The following is a 19,781-nucleotide window of genomic DNA, read 5'->3' as shown; positions in this document are numbered from 1 at the left end:
ACAGAACGAAGAGCCAATGGCAAGTTAAGATGGGGAAAACCTCATTTTAACTTGTACTAAATCTTGACATAGTACCACCGCAAAGCGGCGTAAGAGGGTGCAGCCCTCTTGATCGTTATTCTTGTTCCAGCGGGAAGCTCGGCAACGCTTCCAGCAGCTTTAAGGAAATGTGCTGCCGCATATCCTCGTCAATGACTTTTTTCACTTTGCCGCCCGGCTGCCTGATCTCCACCGTGGAAAGCTCGTCGATGTAGTCCGCATAGTGGGCCAGCACCTTTTCTGTGGCCCACTTCTCACCGGCAACGGCGGCTTTGATTGTTTCATAGTCCAGCAGCTTTTCTTGTCCGTCCATCTTGATACCCCCGTCAGATTGATTTTTTCCATGATACCATATCTGAGAGTATGGAGCCAGAGAAACCGGCGATTTTCTGCTGGTAAATTCTACGCATTTAGAGCGGCACTATGGCGGGGATAGGATAAAACACTCACATACCCCGCCGACTATGCGGGAAAAACCTTGAAATATAGGGCTTTTTAAGGCCCTAAATGCGTAGGTTGGTGCTTTGTTGCGATATGCTCCACGGTTACGGTGTATTGTTCATATTCTGTTTTCGGGAATCTTTATGAAATCTTCAAAATTGCCCGGTATGCTATCCGTAAAATCAAAGAAAGGACTTGATTATATGGATATGATTTTGAAAACGACTGACCTCTGCAAAAATTTCAAGGGGCAAATGGCGGTAAACAATGTGTCACTGAACATCCGGCGCAACTCGGTTTATGGTCTGCTGGGGCCGAATGGGGCTGGCAAATCCACGATCTTAAAAATGCTCACCGGCATTTTGCGCCCCACATCGGGAAGCATCGAGTTTGACGGCCACCCGTGGAAGCGGAATGATCTGGAGCATATCGGTGCTTTGATTGAGATGCCCCCGCTTTACGAAAATCTGACTGCATACGAAAATCTCAAAGTCAGAACTACATTGCTCGGCCTGGACGATGCACGAATTAACGAGGTATTGCAAATTGTCCAGCTCACGAATACCGGCAAGAAACGGGCCGGGCAGTTTTCTCTTGGTATGAAGCAGCGGCTTGGTATTGCTATTGCATTGCTGAACAGTCCCCAGCTTTTGATTCTGGATGAACCGACTAACGGCCTTGACCCTTTAGGGATTGAGGAACTTCGAGAGTTAATTCGCTCTTTTCCCTGCAAAGGGATTACAGTTATTTTGTCCAGCCATATTCTGTCAGAAGTCCAGCAGATTGCAGATCATGTGGGTATCATTGCTGGCGGCGTCCTTGGATATGAGGGAGAGCTTCGCGCCGGTGAAGATTTGGAACAACTCTTTATGGATGTTATTCGCAGAAATGGTAAGGAGGGATATTAAATGGAGATGGCATATATTCAGGCAGAGAACCTAAAGCATAAGAGAACTTTCACAAAAACGCTGATCGTTCTGGCCCCGTTTGTAACTGCGCTTATGAACTTTTTTGCCCCTCTTTGGTTCCAGCTCAATTCTTATAATTGGTGGTATATCCTGCTTTATCCTGGATTCCTTACGCTCACCTGTGCCTTGATTGAACAGCGGGATAATGGCAAACTAAAATATCGTGCCGTTGCTTCATTGCCTGTTTCGCAGAACAAAGTCTGGAAAGCAAAAATTGGAGTGGCCGGTATTTACTCCTGTGTGGGGAATTTCATTTTCCTGGCGCTAAATCTGTTGGGCGGTTTTGCAATATTAGTTATCAACGAAATTCCCCTGACAATCGGAATTTGGCAGGCTGCGGCCGGAACAGCTTGTATTGTCATTGCAAGCCTATGGGAAGTTCCGCTGTGCTTATGGTTATCAAAAAAAGTTGGTATCTTTGTCACGGTTATTCTTAATGCCGGACTTGGAAGCGTTTTAGGGATTTTCACGGCTACAACCTCTTTGTGGATGATCTGCCCGTATAGCTGGGTGCCGCATCTTATGATTTCCGTGTTAGATATTTTGCCTAATGGTGAGCCGGTTGCAGATCAGAGTACGGCAATGGCATTTTGGATGATTATACTTGTATTGGTCATTTCGCTGGCCTGGTTTGCGGCGCTGTCATTTTTAACTGCAAGATGGTTTGAGAAAAAGGAGGTGGGGTAACTATGGTATCTGTGGTTCGCTGCTGGAAAGCAGAATATCAGAAGTGTAAACATAGCATTTTGCTCTATATGCACATCATGATTCCGATTATATGTGCGGCGATTTTTGCGGGTTACTATCATATATCCAGATGGGAACTGGCAGCCAAAATCAGTGCCTATCTGGAAGTGCTGGCCGTTGCGTTCCCGTTTCTGATCGGCATTATTGTGGGCCTGGTTGTTCAGATCGAAAATCAGGCCGGGCATTATCAGCTTTTGTTGGGAACAATCCCATCTCGCATGGCAACGTATATTGGTAAACTTGGTTTTCTGATGATCTGTGCTTTTGGCGCAACATTTTTAGCGTTAGGAACATTCGCTGCACTATATAGGGATGCTCCGGCAAGCCTTTACCTGAAAGCAGGGATTCTATTGTTGATTACCATGCTTCCCATTTACCTGATTCATTTGTTTGTGGGAATGAGCTTCGGAAAAGGTGCATCTATGGGATTGGGAATTGCAGGGAGTTTAATAGCTGCCCTTATGATAACAGGGCTTGGTGACGCTACATGGAAATATATTCCCTGGGCCTGGGGCGTTCGTGCTATGGATTACACTGTGCTTGCATGGGATAGCCCCCAACTGTATGCACAGGTAAAAACCGATTTTTTCAGCGGTATGATTATTTCTGTATGCTGCACTGTTTGTCTGCTGATTGCCAGTTTGGTTTGGTTTCATGGTTGGGAGGGAGGTAAAAACAGTGAATAAAAAGTGCCTGTTTGCCGTGGTAATTGTGCTTGTAAGTCTTATATGCTTATCGGCCTGCGGTGCGCTCCGCGATACCGCCGATAAAAATAAGGCGTTAAATGAATCTCTGTCGTATTATGAGCTGAACGCCGCAAACTATGATGAAATTTCATATAACGGCCTGACATATACCATAACGGATGAATGTCTTGAAATGTCAGAACTGCAAGAAGAAATCGGGCAGGTATCGAAACGCTTCAAAAATGTGGCGGGGGAAGATTTCAGTTTCGGCTACGTTTACAGTATTGTGGATGTGGATATAAGCAATGCCGTAGCTGTAAATATCAACAATGAATATCGGAAAGCTGACATTAAAAATAATGATGAGTAACCTCGACAATGTGGTATAATGGGGCGGGAGGTGATTTTTTGACCCACTTACTTGTAGTTGACGATGAAGTTTCTATCTTGGAATTGATTAAGAACAGTTTGGGGAAAGATGGATATTTGATAACAGTCTGTCAAAATGCGGATGATGTAGACATCAAAAAGCTGCATTTCTATGACCTCATTCTTTTGGATGTGATGATGCCTGGCACAGACGGGTTTGAGTTTTGCAAACAGATCAGGAATATGGTAGACTGCCCGATTCTCTTTCTGACCGCAAAGACATTAGAGGAAGATATATTGTTTGGATTGGGCATCGGTGCGGATGATTATATTACGAAACCTTTTCGTATTCAGGAGCTTCGCGCCCGTGTCGCGGCACATTTACGCAGAGAAAAAAGGGAGCATCACAGCACACTTTCATTTGAGCCTGATATAAGATTTGACCTTTCCGCAAAGGTACTGTATGCTTCAGAACAGCCGGTTCCCCTTACCAAAAGCGAGTATTCAATCTGTGAATACCTTGCGAAAAACCGGGGACAGGTTTTTACAAAAGAACAAATCTATGAAGCCGTTTTCGGGTTTGATGGAATAGGCGATAACTCTACGATCTCAACGCATATAAAAAATATTCGTGCGAAATTGGAGCATTTCAAAATAAGTCCGATCAGCACCGTATGGGGGATAGGATATAAATGGGAGTGAAAAAGAAACCTACATTGAAAATATTGTTTCGCCAGTTTGCTATCTCCCTCATTGTCATGCTGGTAGCGGCAATTATTGTCCCTTCTGGTTTGGAGGGACTTGCTGTAAATGCTGGATTAGCTACAAGAGCAAATCTAAGTGAATTGCAGGTAAAAGAGATCATTCCAACGCTGACGATTGCCCCGGATATTACAAAGGTTGTGATTCCACAGGGATGCGGCTACTTAATTCTGGACAAGAACTTTAATGAGCTTTACAGCAATATGGACGATGATGAAAAAGAAATTGCCTTGCTGTACGCAAAGGGAGAATATATTGAATATGCTACGGGGAGGGAGTTTGCACTTGTTGTCCGGGAAAACGAATTTTGCGTTTTAAGGTATTATATTGGTTCTCAATTTACAGTGTCATGGCTACCGGAATATTTTCCATCTCCTGACACGCTTGCGCTTATCCTGATGGCTGTAAATTCGCTGCTGGTCATTATCATACTGACCGCCAGATTTGCTAAGAACCTGCGTACACAACTGACCCCGCTTTTTGAAGCAACTGCGGAGGTTTCAAAGCAAAACCTTGATTTTGAAGTAGGACACGCCAAAATCAAAGAGTTTGAAGATGTCCTTGCATCTTTTTCAGATATGAAAGATAATCTGAAAATTTCGTTAGAGCGGCAATGGAAAACCGAACAGACACAGAAAGAGCAAATCGCCGCGCTTGCCCATGATTTGAAAACGCCTCTGACGGTTATTCAAGGAAATGCTGATTTACTCACAGAAACAAATCTTGATGATGAGCAACGATTATACGCTGGTTACGTCGTGGAAAGCTCCGGCCAGATGCAGTCATATATTCAAACCTTGATTGATATATCACGGGCGGCGGTTGGTTATCAGCTCCATATTGAAAGTATAGACTTGCCAGCGTTCATGCAGCACTTGTTCGGTTATATGGAATCACTATGCCGGACAAAAGAAATCCGGCTGCAAATGAATACTGTTTCACTCCCTCAAATGCTGAAATTTGATAGGGTGCTGATAGAACGTGCTATTATGAATGTTATCAGTAATGGGCTGGACTACTCCCCGCAAGGCGGAACGCTTTATGTGGATGTTCAGAGTAACAACGGTTTCGTGGAAATTTCAGTCACAGACGAGGGAACGGGGTTTTCTAAAGAGGCATTATGCCACGCACAGGAACGGTTCTATATGGGCGATCAAAGCCGCAATTCAAAGTTACACTTTGGTATGGGTCTATATATTACAAATTCGATTATGGAACAACATAATGGTCAGCTTATTTTAGAAAATTCAAAAGAAACCGGCGGCGCAAAGGTTACTATGAAACTTCCTTGCTGATTTTCCGATAGTGTAATGGACGTCTTTTATGTCCGTCCATTTTTCAAATCTTTATGGAATCTTCAAAACAACAAAACGCTTCAAATCGTCGCCCAGTAGGTTTACGACCTGCCGGGCGATTTTTGTCGATTTTCGCGGATTGTCATTTCCGGCAAAAAATCAGATGGAAAAGGAGGCGGTCAGCAGACCAGGGCCAGCATAGGCCCCTGACAACGGACAGGATCATCCTGCTCACTCCCCACGGAAAGGGGGTGAGAAGATGAAAGTTACCCCTGATGATTACGGGAGGCGCTGCCAGTATCTTTTCCGCTGAATACATTTGATATGTGCATGACTACCAAGTCTTTTTCTGGCTTGGTCAAGCATATCTATGCTGTAATCAAGGCAAGTAATATGTGCATTTTTCAAGGAACTCCATTTGTTTTCCGTAAATACAGCAGTTCCAACCAGAACATCAAGAAGATTTCCTGAAAAGTCATCAGGAACATATGATAAAACTTTTCGTGCTATATCATTATCATCAGTGCCACTCCAAAATAACTTAATATACAGTTTGCTGAAAATATTTCTTTGCGTAAGAACATCGTCATATATATTTTTTGATGTTTCATAAGCATTTTGTATTTTGTCTGCCATATTCCCCTCCAAATTTAATTTTAATTCTAAAAGCTTAAAACTATCGTTCTCTAATCTTCCTGACATTACGATTCATGAGGTGTCTTCCAATATGTCTATAAGCAAATGCTTTAAAGGCTGAAATTTCTTGATGATGTTCCTTCAACAGTTCATCTGGACAATCATAAACACCAAAATCCTGATTGATTCCCTCGCTCTGAATATAAGTATTGTTCCTATCAAATTCAATACTGAGATTTCTGAAATCCTTGACGGCTACTCCATAACCGCAAAATGCACCTGTACATTCCGAATTTTGTTCCTGTAACTTCTTTATGTAGGTTTTATCCAAAATGAAAGCTTCCAGTTCGTACCACTGATTTTCGAAATTAATTTCTACCCAGCTATGGAAAATACTTTTTGGAGCATTACGGTAAACAAACCCTGTCATAGCCCCTTTCTGCAATCTTTTATCAATCGTAAAACCATGTACTCTGCATGGAATATTGCAGGCACGTAAAAGTGCCATAAATAAAGTTCCTTTTGTATTACATTGTCCATAACCATCTGCAAGTACTTTTGAAGCTGAAATTCCGTCATCAATATTATATCCAAATAAAACATCATCTCTTACATAGTTGTAGATTGCCTTAATCCTTTCAAATTCACCCATTTCCTTCCATTTCATATTTTGAATAAGTTTTTGAATTGCCGGATTAGAAAAATCAACCATTCGTGTTTCCCTAAGATACTTATCTTTCATTTCCTATCGCCTTTCCCATAGGTTTTCTCACAACACAATGCATTCGCATACCTTTACGAATTTCAAATTTTTCTACTTTTAATCCTGCTTTTTTGCAACATTTTATGACCACATCTCTTGTTGGCACCTGGAAATCTCCATGTCCGCATATATTTGCCAACGGCATTTCCAATGTATTCATTAGCCATACCAATACTTTGTTGTCACTGGTCACATCTCTAAGAACCAACCTTCCATTTGGGCGAAGACATCTCTTCACACTGTCAAAAAATGCCTGTGGATCCGGATAATCTTTCTTGCACATTTCGTAAATACCAGCATGGCTACTTTCATATCTTCCTGCTGCTTTTGTAAATTCTTTAATTGACATTTTTTATATTCTTCATTTTTCATGCTTTTTTCTCCAATCACTGTACCTTTTCGCCTTGCATCCGCATTTCTTCATTCTTTTCATATAAGCATAAAACTGCTTATGCAATTCCCTCATTTCATCTGGTGCCTTCATAGCATGTTGATACATAAATTTATCTCCAAAACTGCTTTCAAATGTAACTGCCAGCATAATCGCTAAGAATCATTTCTCGCCTCTTACCCTAATGCCACATCTAGGATCATCATCAAACTAAATCCAAGTGCAAAGAAAAGCGTACCAATATTCGAGTGCTGTCCCTGCGACATTTCCGGAATTAGTTCTTCAACCACAACATATAACATGGCTCCTGCTGCAAAGCTCAGTAAATACGGTAATGCCGGGATTACCAGCTGTGCAGCAAGAATCGTCAGTACTGCTCCAATCGGTTCAACCACTCCTGAAAGTACACCTCCGAGAAATGCCTTTCCCTTGCTTTCGCCCTCTGCCCTAAGCGGCATGGATATAATCGCTCCTTCCGGAAAATTCTGAATGGCAATTCCAAGTGATAAAACGAGTGCACTTGTTGCTGTAATCTGTGCATTTTCAGCAAGAAATCCTGCATACATTACACCAACTGCCATACCTTCAGGGATGTTGTGTAGTGTAACAGCCAACACCATCATTGTTGTACGGCCAAGCTTGCTTTTCGGTCCCTCTGCCTGATCACTTCCAACATGAAGATGTGGAATCAAATGATCGAGCGCTAGTAAAAACAAAATACCAATCCAGAACCCAACAACTGCCGGAACAAATGATAATCTTCCCATACTCTCAGATTGTTTAATAGCCGGAATCAGAAGACTCCAGATTGAAGCAGCAACCATTATGCCTGCTGCAAACCCTGCAAGTGCACGTTGCACTGACTTGCTAAGTGTTTTTCTCATAAAAAACACACATGCTGCACCTAGTGTTGTTCCAACAAATGGAATCAGTATACCTTCAAAAATATTCATTAACATTACATTTTCCTTCCTTGTATAATCGAAAAATTTTTCATATATATAGCAAAAATAATTTTCTTCAGCGGTATAGTAACAGTTCTATAGCTTGTTGATTATATTTTCGCTATAATCTTTCAAACCGTCTTAATGTTAGTTCAAACTAACCATCACATATATAAGAAACCGCGCAAAAAGTAAACTATAATTTTACACGGTTCTTCTTGTGTTTAAGTATATCACTTACGAAATCATATAACAATAGAATTCTTTCAACAATGTTTTAATTTTTTCTGAACAGTAACCTGGACAGTTTCAGCACAAAATTCCTTGGGTCATTTCATCACTCCTTCTCCCCTTCATTCGCTTCCTCCAGCATAACACTCTCCTGTACCTGTATGTCAGCATACTGGACGCGAAGAACTGCCTGAGGCCAGTTTATGCTGACCATTGCGTTTTTCTCTTTTTCCATGCCTGCTTTGCGGATTAGGTCAAGAAGCTCATTTAATACTTCTTTTGTCAGGTATCCACCCCGCCAGTGAAAAACAAGCACCTTTCCTTTCTTAGCAGCCTGCAAAGACCGCTTGTATACATCCTCCTGTTTGGTAAATGATAATTTCTTCTCTTTGTAGTAAAAATGATCATGATCATTGCAATGAGGCGCAGGCGCGATCAAGGGCTCATGATCGCGAAAGATCTGCTGATCATCCAGGTTGAAATAGTCATAGCGGATTTCCTTGTTTTCGCGATCTTTTCCCAGGCTGTTGTCAAAAGTGGCATCTAAATGATAATATGTGCCATTTATCTTTACAATATTCCAGGTGTGCCGGTATTTGATTCCTTTTTCCGGATTGTTACCGCAAATTGCGATCACACACCATACTCCCAGCGCATCCAGAAGAACCTTCACCGCTTTCGCAATGCCCTCGCATACCCCGACGCTCTGTCCAAGAGGACCTATGATCTCATGGGAATATGCTTTTTTCAGTTTGTCATAACGGACATTTTCGCAGATAAAATCGTGCACATATTTCTCTTTTTCCCACTCAGACATCTTCTGTGCCGGGCGGACAAGCTTCTCTACCCTGGCTGTCAGAGCCTTCTGATGCTCCCGGATCTTGTTTTTCTCAAAAAGATATTCCGGTATGAAAATCAGGTTCGGCGAATCTTTGTAGTAACGATATTTAAAATTAGTTACCCAGAATATTTCCGGATGGTCCAGCCTCATCTGGAAAAAAATATTGTAAAGCTCCTCTCCGGAAAATGCCGGAACCTGAATTTCATCCGATAGATTTTTCACCCCGACAAAAATGCTGTGATAAGCAGCCTGCTTGGGTTTGTTCATATGATTATAATAGTATTGTTCCATTTTTATCCTTTTAGCTTATCTGTCAGTTTCAGATATCCCTGCACAAGTAGATCTGTTACGATCAGCACAACGACTGACAAAATCAGACAATCTCTTACACTAAATTCGTAAAAAGCTGCAAAACCAGCAATCGTCCAATATACTCCAATATGCACTGCATACATTTTGGATATCTGCCTGGAATAATAGCACAGCTTATTGTAAACAAATTTCCATTTTTCTATAATCGGCATGAGAAAAAATGCCACTGCAAATACAAGGATAATGCTGCAGAAGGTTCCCACTACTTTCACAAGTCCGGGAGTTCGATACTGTTCGATCATATAATTAAAGAATCCGTCAACACCCGGATGCATTACGATGCAGATTACAAACCAGGCTGCCGCTACGATTCCGCATACCAGACCGCTCTTTTTGTAAAAAGCTCCTTTTTCATCCTCTGGTACTTTTCTGATTACTTTTGCAAAAACATATCCTAAAAATACATAACTCAGATATGGAAAAAAGCAGAAGCTTGTCTCACCTTTTCCCCCAAAGGTCATATCCAGAAGCCAGTTAAGTGCCTGATTATCAGAAACCAGCAGTTTGGTAAAAGGTGTTACGATTCCCACTATCAATGCACTTATTATGTAACCGCCAAGTTTTACATTAAATTTCCTGTACAAAGCAAGTACAAGGTAGCACATACCGGATATGAAAAAGATATTCACAAATGTAAGCATGGAATACCGACTTGCTTCAAATACTTCCCTGCTGCCTGCTACTTCTCCTGTAATAGAATTTCTAATGGCGTAGCTGACCGTCATGACTGCCGCATAGCACAAATTGCTTATGCCTTGGTAAATCAACAGTTTTATACCGTTTCTGACCATGTCCTTTGACTGGGAATGACGTGTAAAAACACTTCCAAAACCCATGGTAAACAGATATAAGCAGGCTCCGGTAGGCATAAACAGGGCAAACATAATTTTATGTACACTTGACTCTGCCGCTGCTGCACCTGCAATTGTCTGAAAGGAATGTATAAATACAATCATGATCATCAGAAAGCCTTTTACCAGGTCAAGCTCTCTCTGGCGTCCAGTATTTACTTCTTTTTCTTTTAAAGAAAACATATTTCTTCCCCTTTTCCTTAATTTGTTCAAATATTATCTAAAAGTGCAATGTTTTTTGGATACTCCATATTAGAATATAAGTTCAGCTGCAGCTGCAATATCCTGTTATACTCATCACATCCAGGCTCAAGGACTCTTCTCTGCTCATACAAGTCGTGGTCTTCCTTGCTCATTTTCACATCAAAGCTTTCCTTTGTATGAAACTGGATTTCAATTCGGTAGTTGCGCGGATTTTTAAATTTGGTATTCACGCCATTGTATGGAAAACCGTCATTAGTCCAATAATTTTTTAATGCATAAATTTTCCAGTTTTTCTCAGACAAAGCCGTTATAACAGAACGGATCTGTTCTACATAATCTTCCGGATCCAGTATGATCGTATAACGGACTACATCCGCCAGCGAATCAAAGAAGGATTTCTCTACTCTCTGATAAAGCTTATTGTACAAGGATTTCGGTGATTTCACTCTGTACTCTAATCCTTCCAGTACGGCTTTGTTGGTTTTCGCGAACTCTATAAGGAATTTGGTTGTCTCGAATTCTGTGGATAAATAATCGGCATAAAACACTCTTTCCTCAGGAGAAAGCTTCTGAAACAGTTCCCTGTCCTCATCTGTCCATAATTCTTCGATTTCTTTGTTCAGATAGATTTTTTCAGCTGTTTCCGCAGACGGAAGGCGGTGAAGCTCTATGGAAACAATGGAAAAAAGATTCAAACTGTAGTCTGACCGGTCAGACAGACTACTGACAATTTTCCCGAAATTATCAATAATTAAATTTACCTTCCGCTCAATCAGTGTATAAGCCGAATCCGAACCGCCTGCTTCTATCACCAGCTTGCCATCTTTTACCTTAATACTTCTTACCACGTTTCTTTCAACAAATCCAACGATTTCTTCGGAATTATATTTGTCGAACTTGTCATAGCTCAAATCAATATTTGCATTTTTTAGTTCTGCCAGCTGGTTTCCAACAGCTAACACAGCTGCCAGTTCCTTCAGCCTGATAACATTTTGATTGTTCAACACCAAAGCTTCTTCTAACTGAACAGGTGCTGTACCATTTTCACCGATAAAGTGAAGCATACGGATTATGGCATATTTATGCAGATCTGATGGAAATTCAAATATATCGCCGTATTCTTCCAGCAGACATGCACTGAACAAAACATGATATTTACTCATAACCTGAAAGAACGTAAGCTCTTCTGCCTGCTTCTGAATTCCAAGCTTGTCCACATATCTATTCATAATTTCCTGATTTAAGCCAAATCCAATATGTGCAAATAACGCTGCAGACAAAAGGCAGTAGCACTCATCTTCATTCAAATTTTCCAGTTTCTGCTTATCCATTATCATATCACAAAATTCTGCAATATCGATAAAATGCATTATAGAATAATCAGAAATATTAGGATATAACTTTTTATATTTTTCCAGCATTCTCTGGACAACTGTACAGTTATCCCGGTAGTTCCCATATAGTTTTTTTGATTTTGCTAATAAAATTTCCGAACATTTATTAACTATCATTTGGTTTATTCTCCAGTCTCTTTTCCCTGTTCTCCTCCGTTTGCCTCTTTAATTAGGATAATGGCACAGAGTTATTCGTTTCTTATCCAGCTTAATTACCTCAAGATTACTTACCGTTTCAAAATAATCATTCATATTCCGAATATTCTTTTGTCATTTAAAATCATATCGAACCACAGCACAGTTTTTTACTCCAAATGCAGCATATTCCTCATTTGTCATGTCCGTAAAATAGGACTGTACCACTCTGGCGATTCCGTTGTGAGCAACCAGGATGTAGGTCTTTTTATCGGACTCTGCTTTTATTTCATCAAGAAGATTATAGATTCTCTGCGCCAGCCTGAGTGTGGATTCTCCACCTTCATGACTGCATGCAAAAAACTCCTTTGCTTTCTTGAAATCCTTCCCATCCCGAGGAGTGGACTCCCATTTTCCAAAATTCTGCTCAATCAGCCTTGGTTCCACCCTGTATGGAATTCCTGTCATTTCCGAAATCAACTGAGCCGTATCTGCCGCCCTGCTAAGCGGAGAGCAAAGGATTTCATCTGCCTTAACCCCCTCTGTAAGAATCTTCTGTCCCGTCTTCTTTGCCTGCTCGCGTCCATATTCTGTAAGCGGACTGTCTGTAGCCCCGCAAATTTTGTTCTCAACATTCCACACGGTCTGCCCGTGTCGGATGAAATAGAAATGTCCCATGGTTGGTTCCTCCCGTTATTTTCTTCTCATAATCCTGGTTATATTTCTCGGTAAGCGTCTTTACCTCTGCTTCCGTAAACCCAATATAAAGTGTAAAATTCCTAGAGCATGTTTGAAAAAGGCTTTCTGCAAGATGTGCGTCACAATCGTCCAAGAAAATAAAATACAAATAAAAGCAAAGTAGCAATAGCCGATATATTTGCTATATCATTCCACATATTCCACCTTGTTCTTACATTCTTACGCTAATCGCCTTAATCACCGTCACATCCGCTGGCAGCCATTCTACATCTCCCATTTTTTCCTTCGTCAGCCATTTTGCGGCTTCGTGTTCTTTTAACACAAGATCCCCTTTCACAATCTCGCACCAAAAGCAGTCCATGGAAAGGTGAAAATCTGGATAGTCATACTCGATGGTATCAATTAACTCTCCCACTGCAATTTCTGTATCAAGTTCCTCCATAATTTCACGTTTTAACGCTTCCTGCGGTGTCTCGCCAGGTTCTATTTTTCCACCGGGAAATTCCCAGCCGCCTTTTAAGGGACCGTAGCCACGTTGGGTTGCAAAAATAATGGGTTCACCTTTTTCATTAACAGCTTTTATTACTGCTGCGACTACTCTAACTGTTTTCATAAGTTCCTCCTCATCATGAATTCACAATATACTCATAAATATCTTCCCTTACAGGTACATCAAGAATCCACTCTATCTCCACTGCTGTTTTTTCTGTATTTGCCATTTTAAATTCTTTTGTTTTTCCACTTGCAGTCATAGTGCCAAGATAATAGAATTCTTTGGAAATTTTGTCATCTTTGTTTTTTCGTACAAAAAGTTCCACTTGGATTCCTCGCTCTTTCGCTTTTAAGAAATTCTGTACATCCTCTGACTGCAAGCTTCTTCCAGATTTCGAAATTGCAATTAGGCGATCTCGAAAGCCAGGAATAAAATGATCCTCATATTTGGTAGTATCGCTAATATTTTCTTCTTTATCATAATTGATAAATACAGGAAATGTTTTTGTCTTTTTGTCAAACTTGTAACCACCAATATTTAAAGGCACTTCATTTTGTGCCCAATTCAGCAAGCGGCAAACATCTTCATAAGTATATTTTTGATATAAAACCAAATCAGTCTTAGCATAACTATTCCTGTAATCTCTTTCGTAGCGGTTTATTCCAAAATCAACCAATTCTTTAAGGATATTATAAAAATCATCATTTGATAACATTTCCACAAACGATTTCGTTGGTTTATAGTCATTTCCAGCTTCTTCAATAAACACACACTGAGAATAGGTCTTCTTACCTGTTCCAGCAGGAAATTCATTTGTCATCACATTTACAATATTTTCTTTTTGATCCTGGCTAAGTTCTTTTCCATATGATTTCATATCTTTGGAAAGCTCTGCAAAGAGGCCTAATTTAGGAAACCCATGAGAATACGTGAGCATCCGTTTTAACAGTTGAAGTTCCTGTATACGTTTTCCATTTGCTAATTTCTTAGATACAAATTCAATTACCTTTTCCTCATCCAAGGACAACCGAACTTTATATTCTTTTTCATATTTCACCAGGAATTTGTAATAGGAACCAAGACTGTTATTGTCAAAAATCCGAATAACATCCATCTCTCCGTAATCATCAAAATCACGAAGGTTTGGAATCCTTCCAAGCTTATTCTTCAGATTCGTGTAATTTTCTTTGATAAGCTTAATATCACTGAAGTTTGCATTATCTACAGATGCAAAAATTCTTTTCCGGCTAATCTCATCAAAATGTACGGTAGAAGCTCCTGGAATTATCCTTCCGCCTTCCATAATGTATCTACGAATATTGTCTTTATTGTAAGTTCTATCCCCTGATAGCGCAATTGGAATCATAAAATTGTTATTATAATTTCCAATAAAATCCAGAATAACTACATATTCCTTTCCCTTGGCTTTTCGCAAACCTCGTCCAAGTTGTTGAATAAAAACAATTGGGGACTGCGTTGGTCTAAGCATAATAACTTGATTAACTTCAACAATATCCACACCTTCATTTAATATTTCAACAGAAAAAATATAGTCTAATGGCTGGTTGTCATCTGTTGCTTCATCCTCGTTCATTGCCAATCTTTCAAAAGCAGCTTGTCTTTCCGATTCAGAAGCATTCCCATTAAGCGCTATTGTTCTAAACTTACGTCCAGTAGAAGGATTCATTATTTGATTAAATTTCTCAGACAGTTCCTCTGTTTCTTTTATACTACTACAAAAGATTAGTCCTTTGACTTTTTCTCCACTATAACCATAGTAATCGGCTTGACCGATAATATGTTTTACTCTCTCATCACTTGTCAACATAGAAAAATCTCTACTGGCATTTTCAGCATCACCAATAATTGATAAATCTGTTATTCCAAAATAATGGAACGGACAAAGCAGATTTTCTTCCATCGCCTGTTGAAGCCGAATCTCGTATGCGATCTGATAATTGAAAAGCTCATAGACGTTTCTGCCTTCCATATTATCATCTCTTTTATCTGGAGTTGCTGTCATACCAAGCCAAAGCTTCGGAGTAAAATGTTTCATTACTTTTTGATAAGTATTGGTTGGAACATGATGAGCCTCATCTAAAATAATACAGTCAAATGCATCTTTTTCATATTGGAGTAAATGCTCATCACGATTCAACGTTTGAACTGTAGCAAAAATGTAATCCGCATCATACTCATGATACCCAGCTCCTACAAGTCCCATGGAAACAGATTTTCCAAAGACCTTTTCATAAGATTTTTTCGTCTGTCTTGCTAATTGACCTCTATGTACCAGGAACAGTACTCGTTTGTAACCTAATTCTCGCATCGCAAAAGCCGAAGCAAAAGTTTTTCCCGTTCCTGTTGCAGAAATCAAGAGTGCTCTTTTCTCTCCTAATTCAACAATTTTTCGCAGATTAGTAATAAATTTCACCTGCATACTATTGGGTTTCAGCTTATAACTTTCTATTGACGTAATCTCTTGTTCTTTAGCAATCTCTCTTTGATGCTTGATTATTTTATAACGTTCTCTATAGTTTTCATAGAATTCATCATAGGCTAACGCATAAGGCGAGGTCCATAATTCTCTGAACTCAGCAACAATTTCTTTCGCCATTTCGCCTTGTTCCGTTGAAAGCAGCTTAGTATTCCATTCACGATTGCTTGTAAGTGCAGCGCTGGTAATATTGGAACTGCCAATTATAATGTGGTATATTTCATCTTTTTTGAAAATGTATCCTTTGGTATGAAAGCCTTCGGCTGCTCTTTCTACATCGAACATTTTCAAAGTAATGTTAGATAATGAATTAAGTTTCTCCAAAGCTCTTGGTTCGCTGAAATTCAGATAATTAGTAGTCAGAATTTCACCTGGAATATTTCTTTTTTCAAGTTCTTTTAGTGTCTGAAGCAATGGAGTGATACCGCTCATAGTAATAAAAGCTACACTAATCTGAAAACGGTCGCATGCCAAAAGCTCATCTTCTATGGATGAAAGAACCTTTTTCCCTTTTTTGTAATTGTTTGATACAAATCTAGGACGATATGTACTACCAGATGCAACAGCCCCGTCTATATATGCAGTTTCAAAACCGGATCGCATTTCATCAATTTTGCTCATCTGTTTATAACACTCCCTGCTTCCACATTTCTTCCGCCACACTCACATATTCCTTACTATTCTCCACAATCCCAATCTTCTCTTCCCACGTAAGATTTCTCTTAATCTTCGCAGGACTTCCTATTACCAGGGAGCCGTCTGGGATGATGGTGTTTTTGGTGACAAGGCTTCCGGCGCCGATGATGCAGTCGCTGCCGATTTTGGCTCCATCAAGGATTATGGCGCCCATTCCAATTAAAGTGCGGTCACCGATTGTGCAGCTATGGATTACGGCATTGTGGCCGATTGTGACATTGTTCCCAATATAGACTGGCAGGCCTCGGCTGACGTGGACTGTGCAGTTTTCCTGGATGTTGGTTTCCTCACCGATTACGATTGGCGCGTCATCTCCGCGGATTACACTGTAGTATAGCACACAGCTGTCACAGCCAATTGTTACATCACCGATGATTACGGACTGCTTCGCAATTTTTGCTGTTTTATCTATTTTTACATTTTTATAGTTCATTTATCATTCTCCGATCTCATGATATTATATTGAACCAATGTCAGACTGTTTTCATTATAGTACCATACCAAAAAAAGAGATTGTATATTATTTCATTCAGTTACTTGGGCGTATATCAATTTTTTTGTTCTAAAATTAATTTTATTTTAATTCCAAAATATGCTCGTTTCTTTTTTTATGTTTGCGGACACGTTAGCGTTGTTCACGGTATTACCGGAAATCAGTTCAGTAACAGATATGGAAAACGCATCTGCAATGGGCTCCAGCAAAACAGAGTTTCCTACACTAATAATCTTCTTTTATAGGCAACACCAAACTTATTGTATTAAAAACTTTTCTATTATATCCCAATAAACTTCCATCGTCCCATCCCCGCCACAATATATCTCATGCTTCGTCCCAGGCATGTAAACATACTCGCAGGGGGCAACACCGCGCTTCTTGACTTTCGCTGCGAATTTCTGAAGTGCGCGGACGGATATGAAATCGTCTTTTTCGGCCTGGAAAATGAGCAGAGGAGACTGGAGTTTCTGCCAGCCGTGGTATCTTAAATACCAGCTCATTTTTATGGCTGCTTTCAGCCAGCCATAGGATGGTGCACAGGTCTGGAGAAACTGTTTTTCTTTTCTCAGGTCGTTGTACCTTGCAAATTTAGGTTCGGAGGTGCCAGCGCTGGTTTGGAAGGTGTCGGTTCCGTCGTATGGCTTCTGTCCTAAGACATAGGACTCTTCCTTTCCCAAAACGCATTCTGCATGGGCGATCAGTACAGTCAACGGCCATGGCACGCCTCCAGTGAGCGGTTTGATCATAGGAGAGCTTAATATCACTTTATGAAAAAGAGCGGGTTCCCAGGCTGCGGCGATTGCGCTGATTGCACCGCCCATGGAGTGGGCAAAAAGGTTCAGGGGCAGGTCTGGATGTACCCTTTTAATTTCGTGGCATACTTTCAAAAAATCCCTTACATACCGCTTCCAGATATCAATATATACTAATGAGGGATCTGCTGTCAGGCGGTAGCTTTGGCCGTGTCCCATATGTTCTGGCATGTATACGTGATAGCCAGCCTGTAAAAAATAGTAAATCATCTCCTCATATTTTGGCGCACCTTCTGTGAAGCCGTGGCTGATTACAACCACCCCTTTTGGATCATCTGCCAGATAACGTTTCACATGGATTTTTCCTATAATTCCATTTTTCTCATGGTAAATGTCTTCTGCTCCTGGAATGTACCCATCTCGGCAATGAGCCTTTAAATAAGGTTCCACCTCATTTTTCATAGTATCTAAATATTCGTTTTCCTGTATTATTTTCATTCCAAAACTCCTCTTACAAGCAGCTTATAAAATCATAAAAAACAATCATCACGATTCACACATTCCTGATAACACAACTTATTCAAAAGTATCTTTGAAAAAGGCGTGCTGCGACATGTGTGTTACAATTTACGAAGGGCTTAATACTTTATTACTATCCCCCAATAATCCCATTAATCTTCTTCTCATTATAAAACACCAGAATAATTCCGCCCACCATACAAAACACCGCTGCGCCAAAGGCTGCGATTCTATAACCAGTTCCCTCTCCTGCTCCAATCGTAGAAACAGCAGTAAAGATCAGCATGGAAAGACTCTGGCCCAGTTTGAATGCAAAGGTTCTTGCCGCATAAAACATTCCTTCCCTGTTGCTTCCGGATGTGATGGAATCACTCTGGGCGATATCTGCCACAACCGCCTGGGGCAAAATTCCGAAAATCGCCATCGGCAGCGCTGCCACCACCGTCAGGATCAATCCCTGTACGGTTTCCGGAATAAAGCTCATTTTTCCCATAAATCCTGTATAGAAATAAGCCAAACTGAATACAGCAAATGCAAATAGAATCATCTTTTTCTTACCCAGTTTCGGGGTAAGCTTATTTACCGGAATGTAAAATACCAAAGACAATGCTGTCATCCCCACAAAATACAGGGTTGTCATCGTCTCCGGCAGCTTCAGAAGGCTGGTCACAAAGAAAGGCAGACCTGTCTGAAACATGGTAAGGGCGATCCAGTAAAAAATATCGGAGCCCACAAATTTACAAAATTCTCCATTCTTAAACGTAGCAGTCAGGGAGCGAAAAGCAGACTCTTTTGCTGGAACTGTGTCCACGTAATCCTTTTCCCGAATGCAAAATACCGGTATCAGCATGCAGATAAATGCCACCACTGCCATCAGCGTGAAGGTGACACGGATGGCGCCAACACGTCCAAATGCCGGGATAAATGCACCCCAGATAGTTGGTGCCAGGTATGCAACTGCAGTTCCTGCAATGAATGTAAAGGAAATCACCGTAGAAATGTTAAGCCGCTCCTGCTGAGTATGTCCCAGCTCCGGAATCAAGGCATTATACGGTGTGCAATAAGCTGTAATGGAAAGGTAATAGGCCAGAACCATCACCAGCAAAAACGCTGCATTGAGCCAGCTTTTCTCATTAATCGGGGACCAGAACACCAGCACTGTGGAAAGTGCCAGAGGCAAGGACGCCCATTTCAGGAATGGAATTCGCCGTCCATCTTTGGCTGTACACCGGTCCGACCAGGACGCGATCATAGGATCTGTAAAAGCATCAAAAATTCTCCCGAAGGCTGTGATTCCTCCGATAATAGTGAAAATGCCAAGCACCACCAGTCCCTGTGGAATAAATACGTTCTGCCCCTGGCTGATGGCGGTTTCATCTGGCTGATAAAAATACACAAGCCAGTTTGAAATGATTCCGGACAACATTGCCCATCCAAACTGACCTGCTGCAAACTGCCATATTTTTGCTGTTGTAAGTTTCTTCATCACGTACTTACCTCCTGCTTCTTTATATAATGATAGTATCATTTTTGTGCCCGCTTCACAATATACGAATCATT

At 40.7% G+C, this 19,781-nt stretch carries 20 protein-coding genes; 6 read left to right on the top strand and 14 right to left on the bottom strand.

Annotated elements, in window-relative coordinates; translation table 11 throughout:
- Positions 1-115: 115 nt before the first annotated feature.
- Positions 116-352 carry a helix-turn-helix domain-containing protein gene (locus ACESTK_RS11580; protein WP_118064609.1) on the bottom strand — a complete coding sequence of 79 codons (237 nt, stop codon included), beginning with the start codon at positions 350-352 and terminating at the stop codon, positions 116-118.
- A gap of 331 nt (positions 353-683) precedes the next feature.
- Between ACESTK_RS11580 and ACESTK_RS11575 the strand changes: the two genes are divergently transcribed.
- The 6 genes from ACESTK_RS11575 to ACESTK_RS11550 are packed head-to-tail and all read left to right on the top strand — an operon-like array spanning position 684 to position 5,307.
- The gene (locus ACESTK_RS11575; RefSeq protein ID WP_025580190.1) at positions 684-1,388 is read left to right on the top strand and encodes a lantibiotic protection ABC transporter ATP-binding protein; all 705 of its coding nucleotides are present in this window, start codon (positions 684-686) and stop codon (positions 1,386-1,388) included.
- Positions 1,389-2,135, top strand: coding sequence for a lantibiotic immunity ABC transporter MutE/EpiE family permease subunit (locus tag ACESTK_RS11570; RefSeq protein ID WP_373119795.1), 747 nt, complete (start codon positions 1,389-1,391; stop codon positions 2,133-2,135). It abuts the gene before it with no gap.
- A 2-nt stretch (positions 2,136-2,137) separates the two neighbouring features.
- A complete protein-coding gene (locus ACESTK_RS11565) occupies positions 2,138-2,881 on the top strand; it encodes a lantibiotic immunity ABC transporter MutG family permease subunit (RefSeq protein ID WP_373119793.1) in 744 nt (247 codons plus the stop codon).
- The gene (locus ACESTK_RS11560; protein ID WP_373119792.1) at positions 2,874-3,251 is read left to right on the top strand and encodes a NisI/SpaI family lantibiotic immunity lipoprotein; all 378 of its coding nucleotides are present in this window, start codon (positions 2,874-2,876) and stop codon (positions 3,249-3,251) included. Before ACESTK_RS11565 ends, ACESTK_RS11560 begins: the two co-directional genes overlap by 8 nt.
- Positions 3,252-3,289: 38 nt before the next feature.
- Positions 3,290-3,952: a response regulator transcription factor gene (locus tag ACESTK_RS11555; protein ID WP_368368985.1), complete on the top strand. Its 663-nt coding sequence runs from the start codon at positions 3,290-3,292 to the stop codon at positions 3,950-3,952.
- Entirely contained in the window at positions 3,943-5,307 is a 1,365-nt protein-coding gene (locus tag ACESTK_RS11550; protein WP_270432522.1) for a sensor histidine kinase KdpD, read from the top strand. The genes ACESTK_RS11555 and ACESTK_RS11550 overlap by 10 nt, the downstream gene beginning before the upstream one ends.
- A 279-nt stretch (positions 5,308-5,586) precedes the next feature.
- Here ACESTK_RS11550 and ACESTK_RS11545 read toward each other — a convergent pair whose 3' ends face one another.
- From ACESTK_RS11545 to ACESTK_RS11485, 13 genes are all read right to left on the bottom strand, one after another.
- Positions 5,587-5,943 (bottom strand): hypothetical protein, encoded by a 357-nt coding sequence (locus ACESTK_RS11545; protein ID WP_373119791.1) that lies wholly within the window; start codon positions 5,941-5,943, stop codon positions 5,587-5,589.
- A gap of 40 nt (positions 5,944-5,983) precedes the next feature.
- Complete coding sequence (locus tag ACESTK_RS11540) at positions 5,984-6,685, bottom strand: transglutaminase family protein (protein ID WP_373119789.1); 702 nt, start codon at positions 6,683-6,685, stop codon at positions 5,984-5,986.
- Positions 6,675-7,055, bottom strand: a complete 381-nt coding sequence (locus tag ACESTK_RS11535; RefSeq protein WP_373119788.1) for a methyltransferase domain-containing protein — start codon at positions 7,053-7,055, stop codon at positions 6,675-6,677. The genes ACESTK_RS11540 and ACESTK_RS11535 overlap by 11 nt, the downstream gene beginning before the upstream one ends.
- Before the next feature lie 218 nt (positions 7,056-7,273).
- Positions 7,274-8,056 carry a ZIP family metal transporter gene (locus ACESTK_RS11530; protein WP_118582560.1) on the bottom strand — a complete coding sequence of 261 codons (783 nt, stop codon included), beginning with the start codon at positions 8,054-8,056 and terminating at the stop codon, positions 7,274-7,276.
- Positions 8,057-8,378: 322 nt separating this feature from the next.
- Positions 8,379-9,404: a transglutaminase domain-containing protein gene (locus ACESTK_RS11525; RefSeq protein ID WP_373119787.1), complete on the bottom strand. Its 1,026-nt coding sequence runs from the start codon at positions 9,402-9,404 to the stop codon at positions 8,379-8,381.
- A gap of 2 nt (positions 9,405-9,406) precedes the next feature.
- Positions 9,407-10,519 carry a heparan-alpha-glucosaminide N-acetyltransferase domain-containing protein gene (locus ACESTK_RS11520; protein WP_373119786.1) on the bottom strand — a complete coding sequence of 371 codons (1,113 nt, stop codon included), beginning with the start codon at positions 10,517-10,519 and terminating at the stop codon, positions 9,407-9,409.
- A 26-nt stretch (positions 10,520-10,545) separates the two neighbouring features.
- Positions 10,546-12,051, bottom strand: a complete 1,506-nt coding sequence (locus ACESTK_RS11515; RefSeq protein ID WP_373119784.1) for a hypothetical protein — start codon at positions 12,049-12,051, stop codon at positions 10,546-10,548.
- Between the two features lie 153 nt (positions 12,052-12,204).
- Complete coding sequence (locus ACESTK_RS11510; protein WP_373119782.1) at positions 12,205-12,747, bottom strand: histidine phosphatase family protein; 543 nt, start codon at positions 12,745-12,747, stop codon at positions 12,205-12,207.
- 232 nt (positions 12,748-12,979) lie between these two features.
- Complete coding sequence (locus tag ACESTK_RS11505) at positions 12,980-13,381, bottom strand: (deoxy)nucleoside triphosphate pyrophosphohydrolase (RefSeq protein ID WP_204453891.1); 402 nt, start codon at positions 13,379-13,381, stop codon at positions 12,980-12,982.
- A 13-nt stretch (positions 13,382-13,394) separates the two neighbouring features.
- Complete coding sequence (locus ACESTK_RS11500) at positions 13,395-16,379, bottom strand: DUF3427 domain-containing protein (protein ID WP_373119781.1); 2,985 nt, start codon at positions 16,377-16,379, stop codon at positions 13,395-13,397.
- A 4-nt stretch (positions 16,380-16,383) separates the two neighbouring features.
- Positions 16,384-16,887, bottom strand: a complete 504-nt coding sequence (locus tag ACESTK_RS11495; protein WP_270413893.1) for a gamma carbonic anhydrase family protein — start codon at positions 16,885-16,887, stop codon at positions 16,384-16,386.
- A gap of 317 nt (positions 16,888-17,204) precedes the next feature.
- Positions 17,205-18,200, bottom strand: coding sequence for an alpha/beta fold hydrolase (locus tag ACESTK_RS11490; protein WP_373119780.1), 996 nt, complete (start codon positions 18,198-18,200; stop codon positions 17,205-17,207).
- A 154-nt stretch (positions 18,201-18,354) separates the two neighbouring features.
- Complete coding sequence (locus ACESTK_RS11485; RefSeq protein WP_173769751.1) at positions 18,355-19,707, bottom strand: MFS transporter; 1,353 nt, start codon at positions 19,705-19,707, stop codon at positions 18,355-18,357.
- Between the last annotated feature and the right edge of the window lie 74 nt (positions 19,708-19,781).

Origin of the sequence: Ruminococcus sp. Marseille-P328 (assembly GCF_964249465.1) — a bacterium.
GTDB lineage: Bacteria > Bacillota > Clostridia > Lachnospirales > Lachnospiraceae > Blautia_A > Blautia_A faecis.
This window is presented reverse-complemented; position numbering and strand designations above follow the sequence as displayed.

What these genes read in the sequence shown, in the direction of transcription:
- ACESTK_RS11575 (WP_025580190.1), top strand. Translation starts at nt 684, where the DNA reads ATGGATATGATTTTGAAAACGACTGACCTCTGCAAAAATTTCAAGGGG.
- ACESTK_RS11545 (WP_373119791.1), bottom strand. Translation starts at nt 5,943, where the DNA reads ATGGCAGACAAAATACAAAATGCTTATGAAACATCAAAAAATATATAT.
- ACESTK_RS11510 (WP_373119782.1), bottom strand. Translation starts at nt 12,747, where the DNA reads ATGGGACATTTCTATTTCATCCGACACGGGCAGACCGTGTGGAATGTT.
- ACESTK_RS11580 (WP_118064609.1), bottom strand. Translation starts at nt 352, where the DNA reads ATGGACGGACAAGAAAAGCTGCTGGACTATGAAACAATCAAAGCCGCC.
- ACESTK_RS11550 (WP_270432522.1), top strand. Translation starts at nt 3,943, where the DNA reads ATGGGAGTGAAAAAGAAACCTACATTGAAAATATTGTTTCGCCAGTTT.
- ACESTK_RS11570 (WP_373119795.1), top strand. Translation starts at nt 1,389, where the DNA reads ATGGAGATGGCATATATTCAGGCAGAGAACCTAAAGCATAAGAGAACT.
- ACESTK_RS11540 (WP_373119789.1), bottom strand. Translation starts at nt 6,685, where the DNA reads ATGAAAGATAAGTATCTTAGGGAAACACGAATGGTTGATTTTTCTAAT.
- ACESTK_RS11505 (WP_204453891.1), bottom strand. Translation starts at nt 13,381, where the DNA reads ATGAAAACAGTTAGAGTAGTCGCAGCAGTAATAAAAGCTGTTAATGAA.
- ACESTK_RS11515 (WP_373119784.1), bottom strand. Translation starts at nt 12,051, where the DNA reads ATGATAGTTAATAAATGTTCGGAAATTTTATTAGCAAAATCAAAAAAA.
- ACESTK_RS11520 (WP_373119786.1), bottom strand. Translation starts at nt 10,519, where the DNA reads ATGTTTTCTTTAAAAGAAAAAGAAGTAAATACTGGACGCCAGAGAGAG.
- ACESTK_RS11490 (WP_373119780.1), bottom strand. Translation starts at nt 18,200, where the DNA reads ATGAAAATAATACAGGAAAACGAATATTTAGATACTATGAAAAATGAG.
- ACESTK_RS11495 (WP_270413893.1), bottom strand. Translation starts at nt 16,887, where the DNA reads ATGAACTATAAAAATGTAAAAATAGATAAAACAGCAAAAATTGCGAAG.
- ACESTK_RS11565 (WP_373119793.1), top strand. Translation starts at nt 2,138, where the DNA reads ATGGTATCTGTGGTTCGCTGCTGGAAAGCAGAATATCAGAAGTGTAAA.
- ACESTK_RS11525 (WP_373119787.1), bottom strand. Translation starts at nt 9,404, where the DNA reads ATGGAACAATACTATTATAATCATATGAACAAACCCAAGCAGGCTGCT.
- ACESTK_RS11530 (WP_118582560.1), bottom strand. Translation starts at nt 8,056, where the DNA reads ATGTTAATGAATATTTTTGAAGGTATACTGATTCCATTTGTTGGAACA.
- ACESTK_RS11535 (WP_373119788.1), bottom strand. Translation starts at nt 7,055, where the DNA reads ATGTCAATTAAAGAATTTACAAAAGCAGCAGGAAGATATGAAAGTAGC.
- ACESTK_RS11485 (WP_173769751.1), bottom strand. Translation starts at nt 19,707, where the DNA reads ATGAAGAAACTTACAACAGCAAAAATATGGCAGTTTGCAGCAGGTCAG.
- ACESTK_RS11500 (WP_373119781.1), bottom strand. Translation starts at nt 16,379, where the DNA reads ATGAGCAAAATTGATGAAATGCGATCCGGTTTTGAAACTGCATATATA.